The sequence below is a fragment of the Pseudomonas sp. Pseusp3 genome, assembly GCF_047304225.1.
GTDB classification, from domain to species: domain Bacteria; phylum Pseudomonadota; class Gammaproteobacteria; order Pseudomonadales; family Pseudomonadaceae; genus Aquipseudomonas; species Aquipseudomonas fluorescens_CD.
Genome location: NZ_JBGLYV010000034.1, coordinates 36,810 through 63,453 on the forward strand (window position 1 = coordinate 36,810; position 26,644 = coordinate 63,453).

At 58.8% G+C, this 26,644-nt stretch carries 24 protein-coding genes and 1 pseudogene; 7 read left to right on the forward strand and 18 right to left on the reverse strand.

Annotated features, from left to right (window positions below):
* The first annotated feature begins 140 nt into the window (after nt 1-140).
* The 3 genes from purM to ACCD00_RS13990 are packed head-to-tail and all read left to right on the forward strand — an operon-like array spanning nt 141 to nt 2,571.
* Entirely contained in the window at nt 141-1,199 is a 1,059-nt protein-coding gene (purM, locus tag ACCD00_RS13980) for a phosphoribosylformylglycinamidine cyclo-ligase (RefSeq protein WP_008049708.1), read from the forward strand.
* On the forward strand, nt 1,199-1,849 hold the full coding sequence (gene purN / locus ACCD00_RS13985; RefSeq protein WP_057399406.1) for a phosphoribosylglycinamide formyltransferase: 651 nt from the start codon (nt 1,199-1,201) through the stop codon (nt 1,847-1,849). The genes purM and purN overlap by 1 nt, the downstream gene beginning before the upstream one ends.
* Nucleotides 1,850-1,857: 8 nt before the next feature.
* The gene (locus ACCD00_RS13990) at nt 1,858-2,571 is read left to right on the forward strand and encodes a DUF3108 domain-containing protein (protein WP_413425328.1); all 714 of its coding nucleotides are present in this window, start codon (nt 1,858-1,860) and stop codon (nt 2,569-2,571) included.
* A gap of 149 nt (nt 2,572-2,720) precedes the next feature.
* On the opposite strand, the gene ACCD00_RS13995 is transcribed toward ACCD00_RS13990, so the two are convergent.
* Together ACCD00_RS13995 and ACCD00_RS14000 are read right to left on the reverse strand one after the other, a co-directional pair.
* Nucleotides 2,721-3,584, reverse strand: coding sequence for a methyl-accepting chemotaxis protein (locus ACCD00_RS13995; protein WP_413425356.1), 864 nt, complete (start codon nt 3,582-3,584; stop codon nt 2,721-2,723).
* Nucleotides 3,576-4,346, reverse strand: a pseudogene (locus ACCD00_RS14000) (MCP four helix bundle domain-containing protein); the annotation flags it as partial. The gene ACCD00_RS13995 and the pseudogene ACCD00_RS14000, both read right to left, overlap by 9 nt.
* 237 nt (nt 4,347-4,583) lie before the next feature.
* Between ACCD00_RS14000 and ACCD00_RS14005 the strand changes: the two are divergent.
* Both ACCD00_RS14005 and ACCD00_RS14010 read left to right on the forward strand, forming a co-directional pair.
* Nucleotides 4,584-5,000, forward strand: a complete 417-nt coding sequence (locus tag ACCD00_RS14005) for an OsmC family protein (protein WP_413425330.1) — start codon at nt 4,584-4,586, stop codon at nt 4,998-5,000.
* Between the two features lie 62 nt (nt 5,001-5,062).
* Nucleotides 5,063-5,923, forward strand: a complete 861-nt coding sequence (locus ACCD00_RS14010) for a pirin family protein (protein ID WP_413425332.1) — start codon at nt 5,063-5,065, stop codon at nt 5,921-5,923.
* Between the two features lie 121 nt (nt 5,924-6,044).
* Here the strand turns inward: ACCD00_RS14010 and ACCD00_RS14015 are convergent, their stop codons facing one another.
* The 4 genes from ACCD00_RS14015 to ACCD00_RS14030 all read right to left on the reverse strand — a co-directional run bounded on the left by ACCD00_RS14015 (nt 6,045) and on the right by ACCD00_RS14030 (nt 9,751).
* Entirely contained in the window at nt 6,045-6,773 is a 729-nt protein-coding gene (locus ACCD00_RS14015) for a dienelactone hydrolase family protein (RefSeq protein WP_413425334.1), read from the reverse strand.
* A gap of 66 nt (nt 6,774-6,839) precedes the next feature.
* Nucleotides 6,840-8,744: a molecular chaperone HtpG gene (gene htpG, locus ACCD00_RS14020; RefSeq protein ID WP_413425336.1), complete on the reverse strand. Its 1,905-nt coding sequence runs from the start codon at nt 8,742-8,744 to the stop codon at nt 6,840-6,842.
* 81 nt (nt 8,745-8,825) lie between these two features.
* A complete protein-coding gene (locus ACCD00_RS14025; protein ID WP_413425337.1) occupies nt 8,826-9,278 on the reverse strand; it encodes a PaaI family thioesterase in 453 nt (150 codons plus the stop codon).
* Nucleotides 9,275-9,751, reverse strand: a complete 477-nt coding sequence (locus ACCD00_RS14030) for a PaaI family thioesterase (protein ID WP_413425338.1) — start codon at nt 9,749-9,751, stop codon at nt 9,275-9,277. The genes ACCD00_RS14025 and ACCD00_RS14030 overlap by 4 nt, the downstream gene beginning before the upstream one ends.
* Before the next feature lie 158 nt (nt 9,752-9,909).
* On the opposite strand from ACCD00_RS14030, the gene ACCD00_RS14035 reads away from it, so the two are divergent.
* The gene (locus ACCD00_RS14035; protein WP_413425340.1) at nt 9,910-10,134 is read left to right on the forward strand and encodes a hypothetical protein; all 225 of its coding nucleotides are present in this window, start codon (nt 9,910-9,912) and stop codon (nt 10,132-10,134) included.
* A gap of 67 nt (nt 10,135-10,201) precedes the next feature.
* On the opposite strand, the gene ACCD00_RS14040 is transcribed toward ACCD00_RS14035, so the two are convergent.
* The 12 genes from ACCD00_RS14040 to sdhC form a co-directional block, all read right to left on the reverse strand.
* Nucleotides 10,202-10,603: an MAPEG family protein gene (locus ACCD00_RS14040; protein WP_413425342.1), complete on the reverse strand. Its 402-nt coding sequence runs from the start codon at nt 10,601-10,603 to the stop codon at nt 10,202-10,204.
* Nucleotides 10,603-11,340 (reverse strand): DUF599 domain-containing protein, encoded by a 738-nt coding sequence (locus tag ACCD00_RS14045; RefSeq protein ID WP_413425344.1) that lies wholly within the window; start codon nt 11,338-11,340, stop codon nt 10,603-10,605. Before ACCD00_RS14045 ends, ACCD00_RS14040 begins: the two co-directional genes overlap by 1 nt.
* 254 nt (nt 11,341-11,594) lie before the next feature.
* Nucleotides 11,595-12,908, reverse strand: a complete 1,314-nt coding sequence (gene brnQ, locus ACCD00_RS14050) for a branched-chain amino acid transport system II carrier protein (protein WP_413425346.1) — start codon at nt 12,906-12,908, stop codon at nt 11,595-11,597.
* A gap of 429 nt (nt 12,909-13,337) precedes the next feature.
* Entirely contained in the window at nt 13,338-14,219 is an 882-nt protein-coding gene (sucD, locus tag ACCD00_RS14055; protein WP_003223019.1) for a succinate--CoA ligase subunit alpha, read from the reverse strand.
* Complete coding sequence (sucC, locus tag ACCD00_RS14060) at nt 14,219-15,385, reverse strand: ADP-forming succinate--CoA ligase subunit beta (protein ID WP_003223015.1); 1,167 nt, start codon at nt 15,383-15,385, stop codon at nt 14,219-14,221. Before sucC ends, sucD begins: the two co-directional genes overlap by 1 nt.
* Before the next feature lie 196 nt (nt 15,386-15,581).
* Nucleotides 15,582-17,018 carry a dihydrolipoyl dehydrogenase gene (gene lpdA, locus ACCD00_RS14065; RefSeq protein WP_077047447.1) on the reverse strand — a complete coding sequence of 479 codons (1,437 nt, stop codon included), beginning with the start codon at nt 17,016-17,018 and terminating at the stop codon, nt 15,582-15,584.
* Between the two features lie 98 nt (nt 17,019-17,116).
* Entirely contained in the window at nt 17,117-18,337 is a 1,221-nt protein-coding gene (gene odhB / locus ACCD00_RS14070) for a 2-oxoglutarate dehydrogenase complex dihydrolipoyllysine-residue succinyltransferase (protein WP_007977514.1), read from the reverse strand.
* A gap of 42 nt (nt 18,338-18,379) precedes the next feature.
* A complete protein-coding gene (locus ACCD00_RS14075) occupies nt 18,380-21,211 on the reverse strand; it encodes a 2-oxoglutarate dehydrogenase E1 component (protein WP_413425349.1) in 2,832 nt (943 codons plus the stop codon).
* 261 nt (nt 21,212-21,472) lie between these two features.
* Complete coding sequence (locus ACCD00_RS14080; protein WP_003223007.1) at nt 21,473-22,177, reverse strand: succinate dehydrogenase iron-sulfur subunit; 705 nt, start codon at nt 22,175-22,177, stop codon at nt 21,473-21,475.
* Between the two features lie 11 nt (nt 22,178-22,188).
* Nucleotides 22,189-23,961, reverse strand: a complete 1,773-nt coding sequence (gene sdhA, locus ACCD00_RS14085; RefSeq protein WP_413425351.1) for a succinate dehydrogenase flavoprotein subunit — start codon at nt 23,959-23,961, stop codon at nt 22,189-22,191.
* 3 nt (nt 23,962-23,964) lie between these two features.
* The gene (gene sdhD / locus ACCD00_RS14090) at nt 23,965-24,333 is read right to left on the reverse strand and encodes a succinate dehydrogenase, hydrophobic membrane anchor protein (protein ID WP_008017858.1); all 369 of its coding nucleotides are present in this window, start codon (nt 24,331-24,333) and stop codon (nt 23,965-23,967) included.
* Nucleotides 24,327-24,701 (reverse strand): succinate dehydrogenase, cytochrome b556 subunit, encoded by a 375-nt coding sequence (gene sdhC, locus ACCD00_RS14095; RefSeq protein ID WP_043302324.1) that lies wholly within the window; start codon nt 24,699-24,701, stop codon nt 24,327-24,329. The genes sdhD and sdhC overlap by 7 nt, the downstream gene beginning before the upstream one ends.
* Nucleotides 24,702-25,065: 364 nt before the next feature.
* On the opposite strand from sdhC, the gene gltA reads away from it, so the two are divergent.
* The gene (gene gltA / locus ACCD00_RS14100) at nt 25,066-26,355 is read left to right on the forward strand and encodes a citrate synthase (RefSeq protein WP_007977501.1); all 1,290 of its coding nucleotides are present in this window, start codon (nt 25,066-25,068) and stop codon (nt 26,353-26,355) included.
* Nucleotides 26,356-26,644: the final 289 nt, after the last annotated feature.

Consider the following 26,644-nt stretch of genomic DNA (forward strand, 5'->3'; position numbering starts at 1 on the left):
GCCTGATAAAATCGCGCGCCTTCGCAGACCGGCAACAGCCGGGCACCCTGAAATTCGCGTATGGCCCTCGCCTTCGCCTGTTTGAGCGGTCCCGATGGACTCGGTCGTTACCCAGAAATCCCCCCCTAAAGGCCTGGATCATGAGCAAGCAACCCTCCCTGAGCTACAAGGACGCCGGTGTAGACATCGACGCCGGTGAAGCATTGGTCGAACGCATCAAGAGCGTCGCCAAGCGCACTGCGCGCCCGGAAGTCATGGGCGGCCTGGGCGGTTTCGGCGCCCTCTGCGAAATCCCGGCCGGCTACAAGCAGCCTGTGCTGGTTTCCGGTACTGACGGCGTCGGCACCAAGCTGCGTCTGGCACTGAATCTGAACAAACACGACAGCATCGGCATCGACCTGGTTGCCATGTGCGTCAACGACCTGGTGGTGTGCGGCGCCGAGCCGCTGTTCTTCCTCGACTACTACGCTACCGGCAAACTCAACGTCGACACCGCTGCCCAGGTTGTAACCGGCATCGGCGCTGGCTGCGAACTGTCGGGTTGCTCGCTGGTTGGCGGCGAAACCGCTGAAATGCCGGGCATGTACGAAGGCGAAGACTACGACCTGGCCGGTTTCTGCGTCGGCGTCGTGGAAAAATCCGAAATCATCGACGGCTCCAAGGTTGCCGCCGGCGATGCCCTGCTCGCCCTGCCGTCTTCCGGCCCGCACTCCAACGGCTACTCGCTGATCCGCAAGATCATCGAAGTGTCCGGCGCCGACATCGAAAACACCCAGCTCGACGGCAAGCCGCTGACCGACCTGCTGATGGCTCCGACCCGCATCTATGTGAAGCCGCTGCTCAAGCTGATCAAGGAAACCGGCGCCGTCAAAGCCATGGCCCACATCACCGGTGGCGGCCTGCTGGACAACATCCCGCGCGTGCTGCCAAAAGGCGCACAAGCCGTGGTTGACGTAGCAAGCTGGAACCGCCCGGCCGTGTTCGACTGGCTGCAAGAGAAAGGCAACGTTGACGAGAACGAGATGCACCGCGTGCTGAACTGCGGCGTGGGCATGGTCATCTGCGTGGCTCAAGAGCACGTTGAAGCAGCCCTGAACGTTCTGCGCGAAGCGGGCGAGCAGCCTTGGGTCATCGGCCAGATCTCCACCGCCGCCGAAGGCGCGGCTCAGGTTGAACTAAAGAACCTCAAGGCTCACTGATGCCTAAGACCTGTGATGTCGTGGTGCTGTTGTCCGGCACCGGCAGTAACTTGCAGGCCCTGATCGACAGCACGCGGACCGGCGACAGCCCGGTCCGCATCGCTGCGGTGATTTCCAACCGCGCCGACGCCTACGGCCTGCAACGCGCCAGGGACGCGGGTATCGACACCCGCACCCTGGATCACAAGGCTTTCGAAGGTCGCGAGGCCTTCGATGCCGCACTGATCGAACTGATCGACGCCTTCAATCCCGAACTCGTGGTACTGGCCGGATTCATGCGCATTCTCAGCGCGGGTTTCGTACGCCACTATCAGGGTCGCCTGCTCAATATCCATCCCTCGCTGCTACCCAAATACAAAGGGTTACACACTCATCAGCGCGCGCTGGAGGCTGGCGACGCCGAGCATGGCTGCTCCGTGCACTTCGTCACCGAGGAACTCGATGGCGGACCACTGGTCGTACAGGCTGTAATACCGGTAGAGTTACAGGATTCGCCGCAGAGTCTGGCGCAGCGGGTCCATGTTCAGGAACACCTGATCTACCCGATGGCCGTACGCTGGTTTGCCGAAGGCCGTCTAGCCCTCGGCGAGCAAGGTGCTTTACTGGATGGACAGTTACTCGCGGCCAGCGGCCACTTGATTCGAAACTAGGAGATTTTATGCGTCGCGCCCTGCTCTTCGCTTGCGCTCTGCTCGCCTTGCCCTTCGCCCAGGCGGCAGACCTTCAACCCTTCTCCGCCAGCTACACCGCCGACTGGAAACAGCTGCCCATGAGCGGCACTGCCGAACGCAGCCTGGAAAAAACCAGCGACGGCAAATGGAAACTGAGTTTCAAGGCGTCGATGATGATCGCCAGCCTGACCGAAGAAAGCACCCTGACCCTGGACAAGGACACCCTGCTGCCGCAGTCGTACCACTTCGAACGTGGTGGTCTGGGCAAGGCGAAAAAGGCTGATCTGGACTTCGACTGGAACGCCAAGATGGTCACCGGCACCGATCGTGGCGATCCGGTCAAGGTTCCACTGAACCGCGGCATGGTCGACAAGTCGACCTATCAACTGGCACTGCAGCACGACGTGGCCGCCGGCAAAAAGACCATGAGCTATCAGGTGGTCGATGGCGGTGAAGTCGACACCTATGATTTCCGCGTGCTCGGCACGGAAAAAGTCGACACCAAGGCCGGTCAGATCGAAGCGATCAAGGTTGAGCGCGTGCGCGACCCGACACAAAGCAAACGCATCACCGTGATGTGGTTCGCCAAGGACTGGGATTACCTGCTGGTCCGCCTGCAACAGGTCGAAACCGACGGCAAGGAGTACAACATCATGCTCCTGGACGGCACGGTCAACGGCAAGGCTGTCAAAGGCAGCTGATCCGGACCGATATGTAGGAGCGAGCTTGCTCGCGATGGACTCAAGAGCGCTGTGTTTAGTCAGTAAACACGCGCCATCGTTAACGACCATCGCGAGCAAGCTCGCTCCTACAGAATCCTTGACTGAACAGTATTACGCTCGCCTGTCATTCAGACCGAAAACCGCGCCACCAGCGTATTCAGGTCTACCGCCAACCGCGACAATTCCTGACTCGCCGCGCTGGTCTGGTTCGCTCCGGCCGAGCTCTGTTGCGCCAGGTCACGGATATTCATCAAGTTGCGGTCCACCTCCCGCGCCACCGCCGCCTGTTCCTCCGAGGCACTGGCGATCACGATATTGCGCTCATTGATCACGGTGAATGCCGAGGCGATATCTTCCAGGGCCACGCCCGCCGCTTTCGCTGCCTCCAGCGTCGAGCGCGCCCGGGTGTTGCTCTGCTGCATGGAGCTGACAGCCAGATCGGTGCCCTGCTGGATACCGGTAATCATCTGCTCGATTTCCCGGGTCGATTGCTGGGTGCGATGCGCCAGGGCCCGCACCTCATCGGCCACTACCGCAAACCCGCGCCCGGCCTCCCCGGCCCGCGCGGCTTCGATTGCCGCGTTCAGCGCCAACAGATTGGTCTGCTCCGCAATCGCGCGAATCACGTCCAGCACCGTAGTGATGCCATACACCTTCTGCGCCAGGTCTTCGACCTGAGTGACGTTGGTGGTGACATCTTCAGCCAGCGACTCGATCGACAGTACTGTCTGATGCACTTGTTCGCGACCATGCTGGGCAATGCGGTCGGACTCGCGCGAGGCCTGCGACGTTGCGGCGGCATTGCTCGCCACTTCTTCCACGGCCGCGGTCATCTGGTTGACCGCCGTGGCCGCCTGTTCGATCTCCAGGCTCTGCTGATGCAGGCCACGGGTGGCGTCTTCCGTGACGCTACTGAGCTCCTCCGAAGCCGAGGCCAATTGACTGGATGAATCGGATATACGCTGGATGGTTTCACGCAAACTCTGTTGCATGCTCTTGAGCGCGTGCAGCAGCCGCGCGGGCTCATCCTTGCCGGTAATGCTGATAGCTGCAGTGAGGTCGCCGCCGGCGACCACCTCGGCCACTTTCAACGACTGTGACAGCGGCAACACGATACTGCGTGTCAACAGCAGTGCCAGGCCAATGGTGATCAGCGCGGTCACACCGATCATTACCCCGACCCAGACCCGCGACTGGTTGAACACCAGGCGTCCCGCTGCAGTCGCCAGATTGGCGTTGTGCTTGTTGAGTTCGACCAACTCCCTGAGGGTGACCGTGATCTCATCGGCCAGCGGGTTCATCTCGCCATTGAGAATGGCCGCGGCCTCTTCCACCCGTCCCTGGGTAGCCTGGGCCATCACCTGACTCTGGAACTGCAGATATTTACCCTCGGCAGCCTTGAAGCGATCGAACAACACGCGATCTTCAGGCAGCACGATCAACTTGTCATAACGTTGCTTGGCATCGTCGAGAACACTTTTGAGTTCGTTGATTTTGTTGACGTTCTGCGCCTGTGCCTGTGGCTCGCGATTGATCAGCAGACGCATGGTCAGCGCCCGCAGTCGCAACATGTCCTGACTCATATCACCGACCGCCATCACACTGGGCAGCCAGTTGTCATCGACCTGATCGGACTGCGCCCGCATATTCGACATTTGCAGCAGAGCGAACACCCCCAAGCCAAACACCATCAACGCCAACAGGCCAAAACCGAGACTCGCGCGTGGCGCAATATTGAGACTTCTGATACTCATTCCCCTGGTTCCTTCCAAAAGCGCTGCATCAGGCAGCTGGTTCTTTAGACGGTATCGGACTGTTGAAAATTTGCGTAAGACGAAAAAGTGATATCAAAACACCATTACTGCTACGGTAACGATTCAGCGAAAAGACCCACCCGTACAAGAAAACCGGAACGCACATCCGGCACCATGCTCTATACCTTCAAGGTCTTTTTTGATCGAATAAATGTCCCGTTGCTTACGAGGTTTCCCATGACCGTTACTGTCAACACCGTCTGCGCCGAAGGTTTCCGTCACAGCGTGCAAATCGATGACCATGAACTCTTTGCCGATGTGCCGACCACCGCAGGCGGCGAAGGCTCGGCGCCCGAGCCACACGATTACTTCGACGCTGCACTCGGCGCGTGCAAGGCTCTGACCTTGAAGCTGTATGCGAAGAAAAAAGACATCCCGTTGACCGGTGTCGGCGTCGAGGTCAAACGCGACAACAGTGAAGAACAGAAAGGCAAGTACGCCCTGCACGTCAAGCTGACCCTCAAGGGCGTGCTCACCGACGCCCAACGCGAGGAACTGCACCGCGTGGCCGATCGCTGCCCGATCCACAAGCTGATGACCACGACTGAAGTCAGCATCGAAACGCACTTGTCCGAAGGCGCGTTCAGCCAATAGCGGCAAGGGCTGCGCAAGCGGGTTATGCTCGACCGCATCACCCGCTCAGTCTGGAATGCACCATGAACACTCCGCTCGTGATCCGCCCCCGCACCGAAGATGTCGAAGGCCAGCCGATTCTCCGCCCGCTGCCATCCGCCAAGTGCCGCAGCGTCGGACCATTCGTGTTTTTTGATCACATGCTGGAAACCCGTTATCCGCGGGGCAAAGGCATGAACATCCGCCAGCACCCGCACATCGGCCTGTCGACCCTCACCTACTTGTTCCAGGGGCAGATCCAGCACAAGGACAGCCTCGGTTCCGATCAGGTTGTCGATACCGGCGATGTCAGCTGGATGACGGCCGGCAGCGCCATCGCCCACGTCGAACGCACGCCTGAGGCCCTTAAAGAAAGCGGCTTCACGATGCACGGCTTGCAGATCTGGCTGGCTTCGCCCAAGGACAAAGAACAGGGCCCAGGGCATTACAGCCACCATCCGGCGTCCACATTGCCGGTCAGCGAAAACCTGGGGGTGAAGATTCGCATGATTGCCGGGTCAGGCTTTTGCCTGGAATCGCCGGTACCGGTGCTTTCTCCTACGCTGTACGCAGAATTGCACCTGCAAACGGCGACGTCCTTGCTGATTCCCACCGAACATGAAGAACGTGCGCTGTATGTGTTGAGCGGCGAGGTGCAACTGGAGGGCGAGCTGCTGGAGCCCTACACGCTAGTGGTGCTGCCGGCCGGGGAAGAGATGACGCTGTTCGCCGAGAGCGACTGTCATGCCGTGCTGTTTGGCGGAGCGCCACTGGACGGGCCACGGCGGATCAACTGGAATTTTGTCGCGAGCGATCCAGCTGCTATCGATGAAGCGCGCCGGCGCTGGGCGGCGGGGGATTGGCCGACGGTGCCGGGGGAAGTTGAGCGGATCGAACTGCCTTAAAATTTTCGGCGCCAGTTATACCGCCATCGCGGGCAAGCCCGCTCCCACAGGGGAACAGCATTCCAATGTGGGAGCGGGCTTGCTCGCGAAGAGGCCGGCACTCACACCGACCAAATCATGGTCAGCCCTTGAACACTTCATCCAGCAAGTTATGCATCGACGTGAATGCCCGTGCGGCAATCTTCGCGTCATACATCATCATGCCCGGCACCTTGGCGTGCGGGTCGGTGAACGAGTGGAACGCACCGCCGTAGCTCAGCAATTGCCAGTCCACACCGGCCGCGTTCATTTCATCTTCGAACGCTGGCAACTGCTCCTTCGGCACCAGTGGATCGGAGGCACCGTGCAACACCAGCACCTTGCCCTTGATGTTTTTCGCATCGGCCGGATTCGGCGTGTCCAGCGTGCCGTGGAACGACACCGCGGCCTTCACCGGCGCGCCGGTACGGGCAAATTCCAGGGCGCAGCAACCACCGAAGCAGAAACCGTAGGTTGCCAGTTTCGACGTATCGACCGCCGCTTCGCCCTGCTTTTGCAATTGTTCGAACGCTGCCTGCATACGCTTGCGCAGCAATGCCCGGTCGTTCTTCAGCGGCATCATCGCCGCGCCCGCCTCATCGTTGTTCGTTGGACGAACCGACTGGCCGTAAAGGTCCGCAACCAGCACCACGTAGCCCTTGGCCGCCACCGATTTGGCGATCTCTTCGGCTCCGGCACCGACGCCCATCCAGTTCGGCGCCATCAACAATCCCGGACGCGGGCCTTTATGGTCGGCATCAAAGGCCAGGCGGCTTTCGTAAGCCTGGCCGTCAATCTGATAAGCAACGGAACGTACAGTGATTTGGCTCATGTCTGACTCCTGATTTTGAACACCAGAATGAAAAAACCCGCCGAAGCGGGTTTTTATACAACGTTGTTAAGCCGACAGCTCAACCAGCAACTTGTTCAGGCGACGCACATAGGCCGCCGGATCTTTCAAGCTGTCGCCAGCCGCCAGGGCTGCCTGATCGAAGAGGATGTGCGACAGGTCGCCGAAGCGCTCGTCGCTCTGCTCGTTGTCGAGCTTCTCGATCAGCGGGTGAGCCGGGTTGAACTCGAAGATCGGCTTCGAATCCGGCACCTTCTGGCCACTGGCTTCGAGGATCTGACGCATCTGCAGGCCCAGGTCCTGCTCGCCGATGGCGAGGATCGCCGGGGAGTCGGTCAGGCGGTGGGAAACCCGCACTTCGGCAACGGACTCGCCCAATGCAGTCTTCAGACGCTCGACCAGACCTTCCTTGGACTTGGCGACTTCTTCCGCGGCCTTTTTGTCCTCTTCCGAGTCCAGGTTGCCCAGGTCCAGGTCACCGCGCGCCACGTCGACGAAGCTCTTGCCGTCGAAGTCGCTGAGGTAGCTCATCAGCCACTCGTCGATGCGGTCGGTCAACAGCAGCACTTCGATGCCTTTCTTGCGGAAGACTTCCAGGTGCGGGCTGTTCTTGACCTGCGCGTAGGTTTCGCCGGTCAGGTAGTAGATCTTGTCCTGACCTTCCTTGGCGCGCGCCAGGTACTCGGCCAGGCCGACAACCTGTTCGCCATCGTCGCCAGTGGTCGATGCGAAACGCAGCAGACCGGCGATTTTTTCCTTGTTGGCAAAATCTTCTGCCGGGCCTTCTTTCATGACCTGACCGAAGTTTTTCCAGAAGCCCTTGTATTGCTCTGGCTCGTTCTTCGCCAGTTTTTCCAGCATGTCCAGGACGCGCTTGGTCAGCGCCGACTTCATGGAATCGATGATCGGGTCTTTCTGCAGGATTTCCCGCGACACGTTCAGCGACAGGTCGTTGGAATCGACCACGCCTTTGATGAAGCGCAGGTACAGCGGCAGGAAGGACTCGGCCTGATCCATGACGAACACGCGCTGCACGTACAGCTTCAGGCCTTTTGGCGCTTCACGCTGGTACAGGTCAAACGGCGCACGGCTCGGCACGTACAGCAGCGAGCTGTACTCCAGCTTGCCTTCGACCTTGTTGTGGCTCCAGCTCAGCGGGTTTTCGAAGTCGTGGGCGATGTGCTTGTAGAACTCCTGGTATTCCTCGTCCTTGATCTCGGTACGCGGACGGGTCCACAGGGCGCTGGCGCGGTTGACGGTTTCCCACTCGACGGCCGGTTTCTCTTCGCCTTCAGCGGCTGCCACTTCTTTCGGCAACTCGATCGGCAAGGCGATATGGTCGGAGTACTTCTTGATGATATTGCGCAGACGCCAGCCATCGGCGAACTCGTCTTCACCGGATTTCAGGTGCAGGACGATGCGGGTACCGCGCTCGGCCTTGTCGATGGTCGCGACTTCGAAATTGCCTTCGCCCCTGGACGACCAGTGCACGCCTTCGCTGGCGGCGCTGCCGGCACGACGGCTGAACACGTCGACTTTGTCGGCGACGATGAATGCGGAGTAGAAACCGACACCGAACTGGCCGATCAGGTGCGAATCTTTCTTCTGGTCGCCGGTCAGGTGCTTCATGAAATCGGCGGTGCCGGACTTGGCGATGGTGCCCAGGTGGGTGATCGCATCCTCGCGGCTCATGCCGATACCGTTGTCTTCGAGGGTGACGGTTTTAGCGTCCTTGTCGAAGCTCACGCGGATTTTCAGTTCGGCACCACCTTCCAGCAGCTCTGGCTTGGCCAGGGCTTCGAAACGTAATTTGTCGACAGCGTCAGAGGCGTTCGAGATCAATTCGCGAAGGAAAATTTCCTTGTTGGAATACAGCGAATGGATCATGAGATGCAGCAGTTGCTTCACCTCGGTCTGGAAGCCCAGGGTTTCCTTTTGAGTTTCCACACTCATGGTCATCAAACTCCAATCAGATGGCATAAGCCGCGACCTTGAGGGTCAGCGGCGGGTTGTTCTCAGAGTTTGGGGCTGAGTTCAGGATTTCAAGGGCTCCTCGAGTTTGAAATGTGCACGGGCCGTGGCAATGGGTTCGGCCTCGGTGCTTTGCCAGGCGGTAATCGCCACGTTGGCAACCCGGCGGCCCTGGCGGCAAACCTGGCATCGGGCCCAGGTATCGCGAAACTGCCCGGCACGCAGGTAATCCAGGGAGAAGTCGATGATCTTCGGTACCCCGGGCGTTCCGGTAAACACCAGCAAGTGCAGCGCAGCGGCCAATTCCATGAAACCGGCGATCACACCGCCGTGAATCGCCGGCAACAAAGGGTTACCAATGTTGTCCTTGTTCGCTGGCAGCTTGAACAGCAACTCATCTCCCACCCTTGAGCATTCGACGCCGATAAGCCGGGCATAAGGAATCAGATCCAGCAGCGAGGCGTAATCGCCCTGCTCGTGGGCCTTTTGCAATTGCTCCTTCAGAGACTCGCTCATTGCGCACCTCCGGCAACCGCGCCAGCAAAGCCCTTGGTACCTTTGATGCCCTTGCCCATGCGCATGAAAGTGCCTACCACATGGGCAATGGGTTGCCCGGGGTCATCCTGATAGGCGAAGCCACGGGCAAAAATCACGTCGGTGGTTACCCGATAGCACTGGGCAAAGCCGTAGACATTCTTATGCGGCTCGGCAGCGTGCATATAGTCGATGCGCAGGTCGAGGGTCGGGCAGACTTCGAACTCCGGGAGCACGCAGAGTGTCGCCATGCCACAGGCCGTGTCCATCAACGAAGTCAGCGCCCCGCCATGAATCACGCCGGTTTCGGGATTACCGACGATCTGCGGGCTGTACGGCAACACAATCGTCAGCCCTTCGCTGCTGGCGCTGTGTACGCTTAGTCCAAGTACCTGACAATGTCGCAGCGCCGACAGAAAGCGCATCGCACGCTCAAAAACGGGGTTTTCAGCCATTTTATTAAAACTCTTGTTGATGTTCGTAGAGTGCGGTGGAGGTTCGGGTAAAAGTTCCGCACTAGAGCAAACTTATATATCTGAAAGAATTAAGGAACTTAACCCTGATGCGTGGGCTCTTAAGGCCAGTAGATGCTTTTCATCAGGAGAAACACCCCATGCGTAAGACTTTAGCTATTGCCTTGATGTTGACCGCTTCCCTCGGTCTCGCTGCCTGCGGCAAAAAAACCGAGGACAAAGCTCAAGATGCTAACCAAAATGCTGAGCAAGCCCAGCAAAAAATGAACGACGCGGCGAAAGAGGCTGCTCCGACCGCTCCAGCCGCTCCAGCCGCTCCAGCCGCTCCAGCCGCTCCGGCCGCTCCGGAAGCGCCTAAGAACTAATCCGGTTTTTAGCGTGACAAAAGAAAACCCGCCAAGTGCGGGTTTTCTTTTGTCTTCAAAAAAGCGGTTAGAGCAAAATCGTCCGAAAAGTCGGACTAATTATCAGCAACAGCGAACAGATTAATCCCACCAGCCAAACCATACTGCGTTGCCAGGCCAGGTCCTTCCAGTAACACACCAGGTAAATAACCCGCGAAACCACAAAGATGATCGCCAGACAGTCGATCAGCCATCCCGCCGTCTGCGTGGTATGCGCCATCAACACACCCACCGCGAATAACATGAACGCTTCGAAACTATTCTGATGCGCGGCTACTGCCCGGGCACCCAGGCCTGTGAGTTGCAACTGCTGTTGGCGCGGCAGGTGGTTATCGTAGCCGCCCTGCTCTTTCATGGCGCTGGTAACGGGGATTCGCGCCAGGTAGATCAACACGGCACTGATAAACACGCACCAGAATGGAATACTCATCAAGCAGCCTCTTTGATTACCTCCGGCAACGGCGCCTCTGTAGGGGTATAGACCATCACGTCGAGAACGTCGGAATGAAACTCGCGGCGGTACAACACAAACACGACGCCGGCACTCATCAACATGAATAACCATGGGCTGACAAACCAGGCCAGCATGGTCATGCCGAAGTAGTAGGAACGCAGCCCGAAGTTGAACTGGTTGGCAGCCATGGAGATGACGCGGGCCGCGCGGGAGGCAAACGCCTTGCGCTCTTGCTCCGACACATGGCGCTCGCCGGCCATCGGTGCCGACCCCACCAGTACCGCCGCAAAGTTGTATTGGCGCATGCACCAGCTGAACGTGAAGAACGCATAGACAAACACCAGCGCCAGGCACAGCAACTTGATTTCCGACATGCCCTGGGACGCCTGTTGCACCATCGGGATATCTGCCAGCAACGATACCGCCCGCTCCGAAGCCCCCAACACGGTGAGAATACCGGCCAGGATAATCAGCGTACTTGAGGCGAAGAACGACGCATTGCGCTCCAGATTGCCGATCACGCTGGCATCGGCGATGCGGTTGTCACGCAGCAGCATGCGGCGCATCCAGTCCTCACGGTACAAGTGCAGCACACTGGCCAGACACGCGGTGTCACGGCCTTTCCAGGTGGCATAACGGGTGTACCCGCCCCAGCAGGTAACGAACCAGACGGCGGCAAGAATGTGGATCAGGTTGGCTTGGATGAACGACATGCAGGTCCTTGTGATGTAAGGGCGAAATACCGAAAACCTGTGGGAGCGGGCTTGCTCGCGAAAGCGGAGTGTCAGTCGACATCCATGTTGAATGATAAACCGCATTCGCGAGCAAGCCCGCTCCCACAAAGTGCTTCGACGTTAGCTTAAGGAAAAAGACACTGCCTCACGCCCATAAAAAATGCCCCGTATCGATTGATACGGGGCATTTCCGTTTCTGCTCGAAACCCGCTTGTGGCGGGCCGTGGAGCGACTTAAGCCAAGGCTTCTTCGCGCTTGCCCAGCAGACGATCAAAGACAACTGCGACGACCAGTGTCATCACCGATGGCACCAGCCAGGCCAGGCCCTGCTCGCTCAGCGGCAGGTGGGCCAATTGCGTCGGCATCCAGTCCGCCAGACCTGCACCCTTCAGGGCGTCGATCAGGCCGAAGAGGAACGATACCAGCATTACCGGACCGACAATGCGACCTTGTTCGTGCCAGAAGTCCTTGCAGAAGCTCAGGGCCACCAGGGCGATGCACGGCGGGTAGATCGCGGTCAGTACCGGGATCGAGAACGCAATCAGCTTGGTCAGGCCCAGGTTGGACACCAGCAGGGAGAATGCAGCCAGGATGATGACCAGCGTCTTGTAGGACAGTGGCAGCACTCGGCTGAAGTATTCGGCGCAGGCACAGGTCAGGCCGACCGCGGTCACCAGGCACGCCAGCGAAATCAACACAGCGAGGAAACCACTGCCCAGCGAACCGAAGGTGTGCTGCACGTAAGCATGCAGTACCGCCGCGCCGTTGGTAGCGCCTGCGGCCACTTCATGGCTGCCCGAACCGAGACGGAACAGGCTGACATACACCAGCGCCAGGCCCACACCGGCAATCAGACCGGCGATGATCGCATAGCGGGTGATCAGTGCTGGCGACTCAACGCCACGGGAACGGATGGCGTTGACGATGACGATGCCGAACACCAGGGCGCCCAGGGTATCCATGGTCAGGTAACCATTGATGAAGCCCTGGGAAAACGGCGCCGCCACATATTCAGGGGTTGCCTGGCCAATGTCACCGGCCGGCAGGGCGAATGCGGCAATGCCCAGCACCGCCAGGGCGATGATCTTCAGCGGAGCGAGGAAGCGCCCTACGGTATCCAGCAGACGGCCCGGATACAGCGAGATGAAGAACACCAGCAGGAAGTACACCGAGCTGTACAGGAACAATGCCAGCGGGCTCTCGCCGGTCAGCGGCGCCAGACCCACTTCGAACGATACCGTCGCGGTACGTGGCGTTGCGAACAGCGGGCCCACGGCCAGGTAGCACGCCGCCGCCAACAGGCCGCCGGCGATTTTACCGATCGGGCTGCTCAACGCATCCATTGCACCACCGACCTTGGCCAGGGCCACAACGGTGATCACCGGCAGACCGACCGCGGTGACCAGGAAACCCAGCGCCGCCATCCAGACATTAGGTCCGGACTGCAAACCGACGATAGGGGGGAAGATGATATTGCCGGCCCCGACGAACAGGGCAAACGTCATAAAACCAAGTGCCAGGATGTCCTGGCCTTTCAACACTTTCATTAAGGAAATACCACACTACTGAATCGGAATTTAGAGAGGGATTTCCCTATGGGTGAGGGAAATGCTGTCAGTCCGTATAAGACCGACCCTTTTAGCGCGTTGCCGCCTTGTGGGCCGCGGACGCAAAAATGGCGCGTAGATTAACGAATTTGGCCGATAAACGCACTGTTAGAGGGCGAACTATCCGATCTACGACATTTGCGTGTCGCATTTTCGCATGTAAATGGTTGGCGCCTGTAAGTCCGTCTTCGCGAGCAAGCCCGCTCCCACAGTTGACCGGGTCGTTCGCAAAAATTGCATACGGCACAACTCCCTGTGGGAGCGGGCTTGCCCGCGAAGGGGCCGGTCCTGACACCGCATGACCTCGAAAACGACAAAGGCCACCCGAAGGTGGCCTTTGTTTGGTGAAGCGTCAGCCAAGCACGAGGCTTACTTGACAGCCCAACCAGTCAGCTCGGCCAGGGCCTTGCCGATGTCTGCCAGCGAACGCACGGTTTTAACACCTGCGTCTTGCAGAGCAGCGAATTTCTCGTCTGCAGTGCCTTTGCCGCCAGAGATGATTGCGCCAGCATGGCCCATGCGCTTGCCCGGAGGAGCAGTCACACCAGCGATGTAGGAAACAACCGGCTTGGTCACGTGTGCCTTGATGTAGGCAGCCGCTTCTTCTTCAGCCGAACCGCCGATCTCGCCGATCATCACGATCGCTTCGGTCTTCGGGTCTTCCTGGAACAGCTTCAGGATGTCGATGAAGTTCGAACCCGGGATCGGGTCACCACCGATGCCGACGCAAGTCGACTGACCGAAACCGGCGTCAGTAGTCTGCTTCACAGCTTCGTAGGTCAGGGTGCCGGAACGGGAAACGATACCGACCTTGCCTGGCAAGTGAATGTGACCTGGCATGATGCCGATCTTGCATTCGCCTGGAGTGATTACGCCTGGGCAGTTAGGGCCGATCAGGGTAACACCCAGCTCGTCGCACTTAACTTTAGCGTCCAGCATGTCCAGGGTAGGAATGCCTTCGGTGATGCACACGATCAGCTTGATGCCGCCGAAGGCAGCTTCCAGGATCGAGTCTTTGCAGAAAGGAGCCGGAACGTAGATCACGCTGGCGGTGGCGCCAGTGGCAGCTACGGCGTCTTTCACGGTGTTGAACACTGGCAGGCCCAGGTGCTCGGTGCCGCCTTTGCCTGGAGTTACACCACCAACCATCTTGGTGCCGTACTCGATGGCTTGCTGGGTGTGGAAACTACCTTGCGAACCGGTAATACCCTGGCAGATAACTTTGGTGTCTTTATTGATCAGGACGCTCATTATTTGCCCTCCGCAGCTTTGACAACTTGTTGAGCAGCGTCGGTCAGGCTGGTAGCAGCGATGATGTTCAAACCGCTTTCTGCCAGTACTTTAGCGCCCAGCTCAGCGTTGTTGCCTTCAAGGCGAACAACAACCGGGATTTTCACGCCGACTTCTTTCACTGCACCGATGATGCCTTCGGCAATCATGTCGCAACGAACGATGCCGCCGAAGATGTTGACCAGTACTGCAGCGACGTTAGTGTCGGACAGGATGATCTTGAACGCTTCGGTAACGCGTTCTTTGGTAGCGCCGCCGCCCACGTCGAGGAAGTTGGCTGGCTTGCCGCCATGCAGGTTGACGATGTCCATGGTACCCATGGCCAGGCCAGCACCGTTGACCATGCAACCGATGTTGCCTTCCAGCGCTACGTAGTTCAGTTCGAACTTGGCAGCGTGCGCTTCGCGCGGATCGTCTTGCGACGGATCGTGGAAAGTCTTCAGCTTAGGCTGACGGTACATGGCGTTGGCGTCGATGTTGATCTTGGCGTCCAGGCAGTGCAGATCGCCGTCAGCCTTGATCACCAGCGGGTTCACTTCCAGCAGGGCCAGATCGTGATCCTGGAACAGTTTGGCCAGACCTACGAAGATCTTGGCGAACTGGGCAACTTGCTTGCCTTCCAGACCCAGCTGGAATGCCAGCTCGCGACCCTGGAATGGCTGAGCGCCAACCAGTGGGTCGATAGTGGCTTTCAGAATTTTTTCTGGAGTGTCGTGAGCGATTTTCTCGATGTCCACGCCACCTTCGGTGGAAGCCATGAACACGATACGACGGCTCGAACGGTCAACGACAGCGCCCAGGTACAGCTCTTTAGCGATATCAGTGCACGATTCAACCAGGATCTTGGTGACTGGCTGACCGTTGGCGTCAGTCTGGTAAGTCACCAGACGCTTGCCCAGCCACTGCTGTGCGAAGGCTTTGGCGTCTTCTTTGTTGCGAACCAGCTTGACGCCGCCCGCTTTACCGCGACCACCGGCGTGGACCTGGGCTTTGACAACCCACTCGCTGCCGCCGATTTTGTCGCAAGCTTCTGCTGCTGCTTCCGGGGTGTCTACCGCGTAACCGGTGGAAACTGGCAGGCCGTATTCAGCGAACAGCTGCTTACCCTGATACTCGTGAAGATTCATGCTTATTACCGTCTTCGTTAGGTACTGCGCATTCGGTGCTGCACTCATTCAAGTGCCGCACCACCTGTGACTGCTGCTTGCATAGCCTTTCCGGATACCCGGTGCAGCTATGCAAGACTGCGTCCAGCGGATATTCCGCGGTGAGTCTTGCATGCAAGGCTCACGACGGGCCATTCCGCCGTGGTTTCTTATTGTCTTAACGCTTCTTGCGGTTGGCGATGTGGATGGCGCCGCCATTCACTGCCAAAGCAGCTTCGTGCAAGGCTTCAGACAGGGTCGGATGGGAGAAAACCATCATGCCCAGGTCTTCAGCGCTGGTGCCGAACTCCATACCGATCGCGCCCTGCTGAACCAGTTCTGCAGCGCTTGGGCCAATCACGTGGACGCCCAGAACGCGGTCTGTCTTGGCATCTGCGATGACCTTGACGAAACCACCGGTGTCGTTGGCAGCCATGGCACGGCCAGAGGCTGCGAACGGGAAGGTGCCGACGTTAACTTCAACGCCTTCAGCTTTCAAGGCCTGCTCGGTTTTACCAACCCATGCGATTTCCGGGTGAGTATAAATAACCGAAGGAATAAGATCATAGTTCATCTGGGCCTTGTGGCCCTTGATGCGCTCGACGACCATGATGCCCTCTTCCGAGGCCTTGTGCGCCAGCATCATGCCGCGAACCACGTCGCCGATGGCGTAGACGCCCGGTACGGTGGTGGCGCAGTGATCGTCAACGTGCACGAAACCGCGCTCGTCCAGGGTCACGCCGCAGTCGGCAGCCAGCAGATCAGTGGTCACCGGACGGCGACCAACGGCTACGATCAGCTTGTCGAACGTGATGTTCTGTTCGCCGTTGGCATCGGTGTAGTTCACAACGACTTCGTCGCCGTTCACTTTGGAACCGGTTACGCGAGCGCCCAGCTTGATGTCCAGACCCTGCTTGGTCAGGGTTTTCAGCGCTTCCTTGGAAACAGCGGTGTCCGCTGCCATCAGGAAGGTGTCCAGGGCTTCCAGGACAGTCACTTCTGCACCCAGACGCGACCAGACCGAACCCAGTTCCAGACCGATCACGCCAGCGCCGATCACGCCCAGACGCTTGGGTACCGATTGGAATTCCAGGGCGCCGGTGGAGTCGACGATCACATTCTGGTCAACCGGAGCTGGCGGAATGTCGATCGGACGCGAACCTGGAGCCAGGATGACGTTTTCGGCTTCGATGACTTCAACCGAGCCGTCTGGCTTGGTGACTTCGACTTTCTTGCCGGCCAGCAGCTTGCCATGACCCTGGATGGAGGTCACACCGTTGGCTTTGAACAGGGTCGCAACGCCAGAGGTCAGGCCTTTGACGATGTTGGCTTTACGGCCGACCATCGCGGGCACGTCCATGGTCACGCCAGCGTGATTGATACCGTGGATCGCGAAACCGTCCTGGGCCTCGTGGAATTTCCACGAGCTGTCCAGCAGGGCCTTGGATGGAATGCAGCCGACGTTCAGGCAAGTACCGCCCAGAGCCAGTTTGCCTTCCTTGTCGGTGTACTTCTCGATGCAGGCAGTGGAGAGACCCAACTGCGCGGCCTTGATGGCAGCGACGTAACCGCCAGGGCCCGCACCGATCACTACTACGTCAAATTTCTGCGACATTCAAAAAATCCTCTTTAGCGAAAAGCTTCGAGCCGCGAGCGACAAGCCAGGCTGCGGGTTTTCCGACAGCCTGGGCTTGCAGCTCATGGCTGCTTCTATCAGATATCCAGCAACAGACGAGCCGGATCTTCCAGCAGGTTCTTGATGGTCACCAGGAAGGTCACAGCTTCTTTGCCATCGATCAGACGGTGATCGTAGGACAGTGCCAGGTACATCATCGGACGGATAACGACCTGACCGTTGATGGCCATAGGACGCTGGATGATGTTGTGCATGCCCAGGATGGCTGCTTGTGGCGGGTTGACGATCGGGGTCGACATCATCGAACCGAAAGTACCGCCGTTGGTGATGGTGAAAGTACCACCGGTCATTTCGTCCATCGACAGTTTGCCGTCGCGGGCTTTCTTGCCGAAGGTGGCGATGCCGCCTTCGATTTCAGCCAGGCTCATCAGTTCGGCGTTACGCAGGACCGGTACAACCAGGCCGCGATCGCTGGAAACTGCAACGCCGACGTCAGCGTAGCCGTGGTAAACGATGTCGCCGCCGTCGATCGAGGCGTTGACAGCCGGGAAGCGTTTCAGCGCTTCGGTGGCTGCTTTCACGAAGAACGACATGAAGCCCAGGCGTACGCCGTTGTGGGACTTCTCGAACAGATCCTTGTACTTCGAACGCAGCGCCATGACTTCGGTCATGTCGACTTCGTTGAAAGTGGTCAGCATCGCCATGTTCGACTGAGCTTCAACCAGACGCTTGGCCACGGTGGCGCGAACGCGGGTCATCGGTACGCGCTTCTCGATGCGGTCGCCAGCGGCGAACACAGGAGCAGCGGCAGCCGGAGCGGCAGCCTTGGCAGGTGCTGCAGCAGGAGCGGCTTTCTTGGCTTCGACAGCGGCAACCACGTCTTCCTTGGTTACACGACCGTCTTTGCCGGTGCCTTTGACGGACGCCAGGTTGATGCCGTTTTCTTCGGCCAGCTTGCGAGCGGCTGGAGCTGCGATAGCGTCTTCGTCAGCGCCGGCAGCTGGAGCTGCGGCAGCAGCGGCCGGAGCAGCAGCGGCAGCCGGAGCGGCAGCAGCAGCGCCGCCTTCAACGATGGAGCCGAGGACTTCGTCGGACAGAACGGTGTCGCCTTCGTTCTTGACGATTGCGCCCAGCACGCCGTCAGCGGTAGCCAGCACTTCCAGCACGACTTTGTCGGTTTCGATGTCGACGATCAGTTCGTCGCGCTTGACCGCGTCGCCCGGTTGCTTGTGCCAGGTGGCAACGGTGCCATCGGCAACCGATTCCGGGAAAGTGGGGGCTTTGATCTCGATAGCCATTATCTGTGGTTCCTTAAATTCGGTTTCAGGTGCGCGAAGGCGTTAAACAGTAAAGGCGTCTTGCAGCAGTTGTTCCTGCTGCTCGGCGTGCATCGATGCGTAACCGCATGCAGGTGCAGCAGAAGCCTCACGGCCCGCGTACTCGAGTACGAGAGACTTGTTGAGGTTGGCGACGCTGCGACGCAAGTGGTGTTGGCTGCAGTACCAGGCACCCTGGTTCATCGGCTCTTCCTGGCACCAGACGGCATGCTTGGCGTTGGTGTAAGGAGCCAGGACTTCTTTCAAGTCGTCCTCAGGGAACGGGTACAGCTGCTCGATACGCACGATGGCGATGTCGTCACGGCCTTCGGCACGGCGTTTTTCCAGCAGGTCGTAGTAGACCTTGCCGCTACACAGAACAACGCGCTCGACCTTTTTCGGGTCCAGGGCATCGATTTCCGGAATAACGGTCTGGAACGAACCTTCGGCCAGATCTTCCAGCGTCGAGATGGCCAGCTTGTGGCGCAGCAGCGACTTCGGAGTCAGGACTACCAGTGGCTTGCGCAGCGGGCGAATCACCTGACGGCGCAGCAAGTGGTAGATCTGAGCCGGCGTCGTCGGCATGCACACCTGAATGTTGTGCTCGGCGCACAGCTGCAGGTAACGCTCCAGACGAGCCGAGGAGTGCTCCGGACCCTGACCTTCATAACCGTGCGGCAGCAGCATGGTCAGACCGCACAGACGGCCCCACTTGTGCTCGCCACTGGTGATGAACTGGTCGATAACTACCTGGGCGCCGTTGGCGAAGTCGCCGAACTGGGCTTCCCAGATAACCAGGGCATTCGGCGTGGTGGTCGAGTAACCGTACTCGAACGCCAATACCGCTTCTTCGGACAGGAACGAGTCGTACAGGTCGAAACGCGGCTGACCGTCGTACAGGTTCTGCAGCGGGATGTAGGTACCCGCGTCTTTCTGGTTGTGCAGGACAGCATGGCGGTGCGAGAACGTACCGCGGCCGATGTCCTGGCCAGTCATGCGGATCGGGTGACCTTCGAACGCCAGGGTCGCGTACGCCATGGTTTCGGCGTAACCCCAGTTGATCGGCAGGCCGCCGGCTTGCATCTTCTGGCGGTCTTCGTAGATCTTGGCAACCTGGCGCTGAACCACGAAGCCTTCCGGGATCTCCAGCAGCTTGGCGGACAGCTCCTGCAAGGTCTTGAGGTCGAAGCGAGTGTCGTGACGCGCGGTCCAGGCGTGGCCCAGATATGGACGCCAGTCCACGAACAACTCTTTGTTCGGCTCCTTGACCAGGCTTTTCACCACGTGCAGACCGTTGTCCAGCGCGTTGCGGTATTCGTCGACTTTCGCCTGAACACGCTCTGCGTCCAGCACACCGCCCTGGGTCAGACGATCGGCATACAGCTCACGGGTGGTGCGCTGCTTGGTGATCTGCTGATACATCAGAGGCTGGGTGCCGCTTGGCTCGTCGGCCTCGTTGTGGCCGCGACGACGGTAGCAGACCAGGTCGATCACCACGTCACGCTTGAATTGCATGCGGTAGTCGATGGCCAGCTGGGTCACGAACAATACGGCTTCCGGATCATCACCATTCACATGGAGGATCGGCGCCTGGATCATTTTCGCAACGTCGGTCGCGTACTCGGTGGAACGCGAGTCCAGCGGGTTGCTGATGGTGAAACCGACCTGGTTGTTGATCACGATGTGCACGGTACCGCCGGTCTTGAAACCGCGGGTCTGCGACATCTGGAAGGTTTCCATGACCACGCCCTGACCTGCGAATGCAGCGTCACCGTGGATGGAGATCGGCAGAACCTTCTCGCCGGTCGGGTCGTTACGACGATCCTGACGGGCGCGAACCGAACCCTCGACCACCGGGGATACGATTTCCAGGTGGGACGGGTTGAACGCCATGGCCAGGTGAACTTCACCGCCGGTGGTCATCACGTTGGACGAGAAGCCCTGGTGGTATTTCACGTCACCGGAACCCAGCTCGACCTTCTTCTTGCCTTCGAACTCGTCGAACAGCTCGCGCGGGTTCTTGCCGAAGGTGTTGACCAGCACGTTCAGACGGCCACGGTGGGCCATGCCGATGACGATTTCCTTGGTGCCGTAGGAACCGGAACGCTGGATCAGCTCGTCGAGCATCGGAATCAGGCTCTCGCCGCCTTCCAGACCGAAACGCTTGGTGCCCGGGTATTTGGTGCCCAGGTATTTTTCCAGGCCTTCGCCGGCGGTCACGCGCTCGAGCAGGTGGCTCTTGATGTCGGCGGAGTACGTCGGACGACCGCGCACGCTTTCCAGACGCTGCTGGAACCACTGGCGCTGCTCGGAATCGGTGATATGCGTGAATTCAGCGCCGATGGTGCGGCAATATGTCTGCTGCAACGCTTCGTGAATTTCGCGTAGGCTCGCTTCCTCTTTGCCGATGAACAGGTCGCCGGCACGGAAGGTCGTATCAAGATCGGCATTGGTCAAGCCGTAATGATTGATCGACAGGTCTGCAGGTGCAGGACGCTGCCACAGCCCCAGCGGGTCAAGCTGGGCTGCCTGGTGGCCACGCATACGGTAGGCCTGGATCAATCGCAGCACTTCAACTTGCTTCTTCTCGTGCTCACTGCTCACGCTGCCGGCGGAAACCGGTTGGGCGCGGCGCTGGTTCTTTGCCAGCAAGACGAAATGATCGCGAATTGTGGAGTGCGAAACATCGGTGGCAGAGTTGCCGTCGGCAGGCAACTTCTGGAAGTAGGTGCGCCACTCTTCTGGCACAGCGTTAGGGTCGTGCAGGTAGAGCTCGTAAAGCTCTTCCACATAGGCAGCGTTACTACCGGATAGGTAGGCACTGTTCCACATGCGCTGCATCACGCTTTCTTGCATGCTTGGTCACCCTCGGTTAGGGGAACACCATCGGTGTCGACACCGAGCAAACTTGCAGAAGTCCGAATGCAGCGACCAAAACAAGCCACTAGGATCACACTGATAGTCCGGGTACCAGCCCGGATGCCCCTGCTTGTCTCATTTCTTCAAAATAAGAGCCGCAGCCTTTTAAGCTGCTGCTCAGGTTAAAACTACGGCGCCGGTTGAAGCCTGCGCCGCAGCATCTACGGGTACAGCGGTTCTACGGGTACAGCAGCTGAATCACACGCCGCTCGAGAGCAACATGTTACGGATGTGACCGATGGCCTTAGTCGGGTTCAGGCCTTTCGGACATACGTTGACGCAGTTCATGATCCCGCGGCAGCGGAATACGCTGAACGGGTCATCCAGCGAAGCCAGACGCTCGGACGTCTTGGTGTCACGGCTGTCTGCCAGGAAGCGGTACGCTTGCAGCAGGGCAGCCGGGCCCAGGAACTTGTCCGGGTTCCACCAGAAGGACGGGCAGGAAGTCGAGCAGCAAGCGCACAGGATGCACTCGTACAGACCGTCCAGCTTTTCACGCTCTTCAGGGGACTGCAGACGCTCGATGGCCGGAGCCGGCGTGTCGTTCTGCAGGTATGGCTTAACCTTCTCGTATTGCTTGTAGAAGATGCTCATATCGACGACCAGGTCACGGATAACCGGCAAACCTGGCAGAGGACGAACGATCAACTTGTTACCTTTTACGACAGCAGACAGCGGCGTGATGCACGCCAGACCGTTTTTGCCGTTGATGTTCATGCCGTCGGAACCGCAAACACCTTCACGGCAAGAGCGACGATAGGAGAAACCTTCGTCCTGCTCTTTGATCAGGGCCAGCACATCCAGCACCATCAGGTCCTTACCACCGGTATCGACCTGGAATTCCTGCATGAACGGCGCTGCGTCCTGATCAGGGTTGTAGCGATAAACACTGACTTGCAACATGGCGGTCACCCTTAATAAGTCCGGACTTTAGGTTCGAAAGTCGGAACAGTCTTCGGCGAGAAGTTCACGGCACGCTTGGTGACGCGCTTGTCACCCGGGAAGTACAGGGTGTGGCACAGCCAGTTTTCGTCGTCACGGTCTTCGAAGTCTTCACGGGCGTGAGCACCACGGGACTCCTTGCGAACTTCAGCGGCGATAGCGGTAGCTTCGGCCACTTCCAGCAGGTTTTGCAGTTCCAGCGCTTCGATACGTGCAGTGTTGAACGCCTGCGACTTATCGTTGATCTTCACGTTGGCGATGCGGGTACGCAGCTCAGCCAGCTGAGCGATACCTTTCTGCATGTATTCGCCGGTACGGAATACACCGAAGTAGTTCTGCATGCAGCTTTGCAGCTCGCGACGCAGGGTAGCGACGTCTTCGCCGTCGGTACGGTTGTTCAGTGCGTTCAGGCGCGACAGGGCAGCTTCGATATCGGCTTCGGTGGCGTCATCGTATTCGATGCCGTCGGTCAGAGCCTTCTCCAGGTGCAGGCCGGCAGCGCGGCCGAATACCACCAGGTCGAGCAACGAGTTGCCGCCCAGACGGTTGGCGCCGTGTACCGATACGCAAGCCACTTCACCTACCGCGAACAGACCAGGAATGATCTTGTCCACGCCTTCGGCGTCCTGGGTGATCGCCTGGCCATGAATGTTGGTGGCAACGCCGCCCATCATATAGTGGCAAGTCGGAACAACCGGAACCGGAGCGACAACCGGGTCAACGTGCGCGAAAGTCTTCGACAGTTCGCAGATGCCTGGCAGACGGCTGTGCAGCACTTCCTCGCCCAGGTGGTCGAGCTTGAGCATCACGTGGTCGCCGTTCGGACCGCAACCGTTACCGGCGATGATCTCTTTAACCATCGAACGGGCAACAACGTCACGACCAGCAAGGTCCTTGGCGTTCGGAGCATAACGCTCCATGAAACGCTCGCCGTGCTTGTTGATCAGGTATCCACCTTCACCACGGCAACCTTCTGTAACCAGTACACCAGCGCCGGCGATGCCGGTCGGGTGGAACTGCCACATTTCAATGTCTTGTACCGGCACACCGGCACGCAGCGCCATGCCAACGCCGTCACCGGTGTTGATCAGGGCGTTGGTGGTCGAAGCGTAGATACGGCCTGCACCGCCGGTCGCCAGCACGGTGGCTTTCGCGCGGATGTAGGTGGTTTCACCGGTTTCGATGCAGATCGCGATCACACCGACGAACTCGCCTTCGCCGTTCTTCACCAGATCGACAGCGTAGTACTCGTTCAGGAACACGGTACCGGCTTTCAGGTTGCCCTGATAAAGGGTGTGCAGCAGCGCGTGACCGGTACGGTCGGAAGCGGCGCAAGTACGGGCAGCCTGCCCGCCTTTACCGTAATCCTTCGACTGACCGCCGAATGGACGCTGGTAGATACGACCTTGCTCGGTACGCGAGAAAGGCATGCCCATGTGGTCCAGCTCGTAAACGGCAGCCGGGCCTTCCTGACACATGTATTCGATAGCGTCCTGGTCACCGATGTAGTCGGAACCCTTGACGGTATCGTACATGTGCCAGCGCCAGTCATCGTTCGGGTCGGCAGACGCGATTGCGCAGGTGATGCCGCCTTGAGCGGACACAGTGTGCGAGCGGGTCGGGAAAACCTTGGTGATCACGGCAGTCTTGTGACCGCCCTGTGCCAGTTGCAGCGCTGCGCGCATGCCGGCACCGCCACCACCAATAATGATGGCGTCGAAAGAAATCGTTGGAATGTTAGCCATGACTCAGATACCCCAGAGAATCTGCACACCCCAGACGAAGTAAGCGAACATCGCAACGCCGCATACTGCCTGGAAAAGGAAACGCACAGCCGTCGCGGACTTGCCCAGCGCCATTGGCGTCAGGTAGTCGGTCGCGATGGTCCACATGCCGACCCAGGCGTGAGCGCCGAGGGCAACAAGGGCCAGGAGGCTGAAGATACGCATCCCGTTATGGGCGAACAGTTCATGCCACTGGGCGTACTCGAGGCCAGGATGGGCCACGATGTATCCGATCAGGAAGATGAAGTAAGCCGCGAGAACGACCGCAGAAACGCGCTGCGCCATCCAGTCATAGAGGCCCGAACGCGACAGGTTCGTGACGTTAGTTACCATATCCAAACTCCTGCCAGAACGATTACCACCACGGAAACGGCGATAACGATTTTCGAGCCCAGCTTGCCGCCTTCCAGCGTCTCACCGATGCCCATGTCCATGATCAAATGGCGCACACCGGCTACCAGGTGATACAGCAGAGCGGACAGGATGCCCCAAATCACTAGCTTGGCTAGCGGACTGGTCAGACACGCTTTCACCTGACCGAAGCCTTCCTCGGAGCTCAGCGACTTGTCCCATGCGTAAAGCATGATGGCAAGGCACACGAAGAGGATGACACCGGAAATACGGTGAAGAATGGACGTGTAAGCAGTGACTGGGAGTTTGATGGTCCTTAGGTCTAGGTTTACAGGTCGTTGGCTTTTCACGGCTTTTTTTTCACACTGAAGAGCCCCTAACAATCAGGGCAAAGTTGTTGGGGAGTGCACTGGTCAGGTAACCACCACCCAGGGATGCGACCCCCAATGAAAGCAAGCCCAAAAGCCCTTGGCGGTCGGTGGCCGAGTATAGACAGTTAGGCTACTAATGACAACGCAAACACCTAACCCAAACAGCGGATTGCGCAACTGACATAAAAGGCGTAAATGGCAGTCAATTTCGAGGAAAAAGTCCGGTTAAAGCCTTCTGGAGCAAGACTTTAGGCAAATTGACATTCGAATTTATCTCACTATAGTGGTGCGGGCCCTGCGTGGGGGGTCTGTCTGATGATTTCAAGCATAAATAGGAGGCCACATGGCTGACAAAAAAGCGCAGTTGATCATCGAGGGCGCAGCCCCCGTCGAGCTGCCCATTTTAACCGGCACCGTTGGTCCCGATGTTATCGATGTTCGGGGCCTGACGGCCACGGGCCGTTTCACCTTTGACCCAGGCTTCATGTCGACCGCCTCGTGCGAGTCGAAGATCACCTATATCGACGGCGACAACGGCATTCTGCTGCACCGCGGCTACCCGATCGAACAGCTGGCTGAAAAGTCGGACTACCTGGAAACCTGCTATCTGCTGCTCAACGGCGAACTGCCGACCGCAGAACAGAAGGCCCAGTTCGTCAGCACCGTGAAGAACCACACCATGGTTCACGAGCAGCTGAAGACCTTCTTCAACGGCTTCCGTCGCGACGCCCACCCGATGGCCGTCATGTGCGGCGTAGTCGGCGCCCTCTCGGCGTTCTACCACGACTCCCTGGACATCAATAACCCGCAGCATCGCGAAATTTCCGCGATCCGCCTGGTTGCCAAGATGCCGACCCTGGCCGCGATGGTTTACAAGTACTCCATGGGCCAACCCATGATGTACCCGCGCAACGACCTGTCGTACGCGGAAAACTTCCTGCACATGATGTTCAACACCCCGTGCGAGATCAAACCGATCAGCCCGGTGCTCGCCAAGGCCATGGACCGGATCTTCATCCTCCATGCCGACCACGAGCAGAACGCCTCGACGTCCACCGTGCGTCTGGCGGGCTCCTCGGGCGCCAACCCGTTCGCCTGTATCGCCGCCGGTATCGCTGCACTGTGGGGCCCTGCCCACGGCGGTGCAAACGAAGCCGTACTGACCATGCTCGATGAAATCGGCGATGTTTCCAACATCGACAAGTTCATCGCCAAGGCCAAGGACAAGAACGATCCGTTCAAACTGATGGGCTTCGGTCACCGCGTTTACAAAAACCGCGACCCGCGCGCCACCGTCATGAAGCAGACCTGCGACGAAGTGTTGAAGGAACTGGGCATCCAGAACGATCCGCAACTCGAACTGGCCATGCGCCTGGAAGAGATCGCCCTGACCGACCCGTACTTCATCGAGCGCTCGCTGTACCCGAACGTCGACTTCTACTCGGGGATCATCCTCAAGGCGATCGGCATTCCAACCAGCATGTTCACCGTGATCTTCGCCCTGGCGCGGACCGTCGGCTGGATCTCCCACTGGAAAGAAATGCTCTCCAGCCCGTACAAGATTGGCCGTCCGCGCCAGTTGTACACCGGCTACGAGTCGCGTGATATCACCAAGCTGGAAGACCGCAAGTAAGAGTTGTCTTGCTGTAGCGTGTTGAGTTGTACCGGGAACGGCCTCTTATATAGAGGCCGTTTTTGTTTTCCTTTTTTAATTGTGTACATATCCGTTTCTTTGGCCGCGGCCACTTACGGTTCCGCCCTTACGGCGGGTTACTTGGAAAAGCGGAGCGCCGCCCGGCCCCAAGTAACCAAGGGCTCTTGCCCCTGACGTTCGGTGCCTCGCCAAGGCTCGGCATTCCCTCGCTCCGGTCCTGCTCCGTGGGCCCGCCGCGATCGGCCATCCATGGCCGTACGCGGCTAAC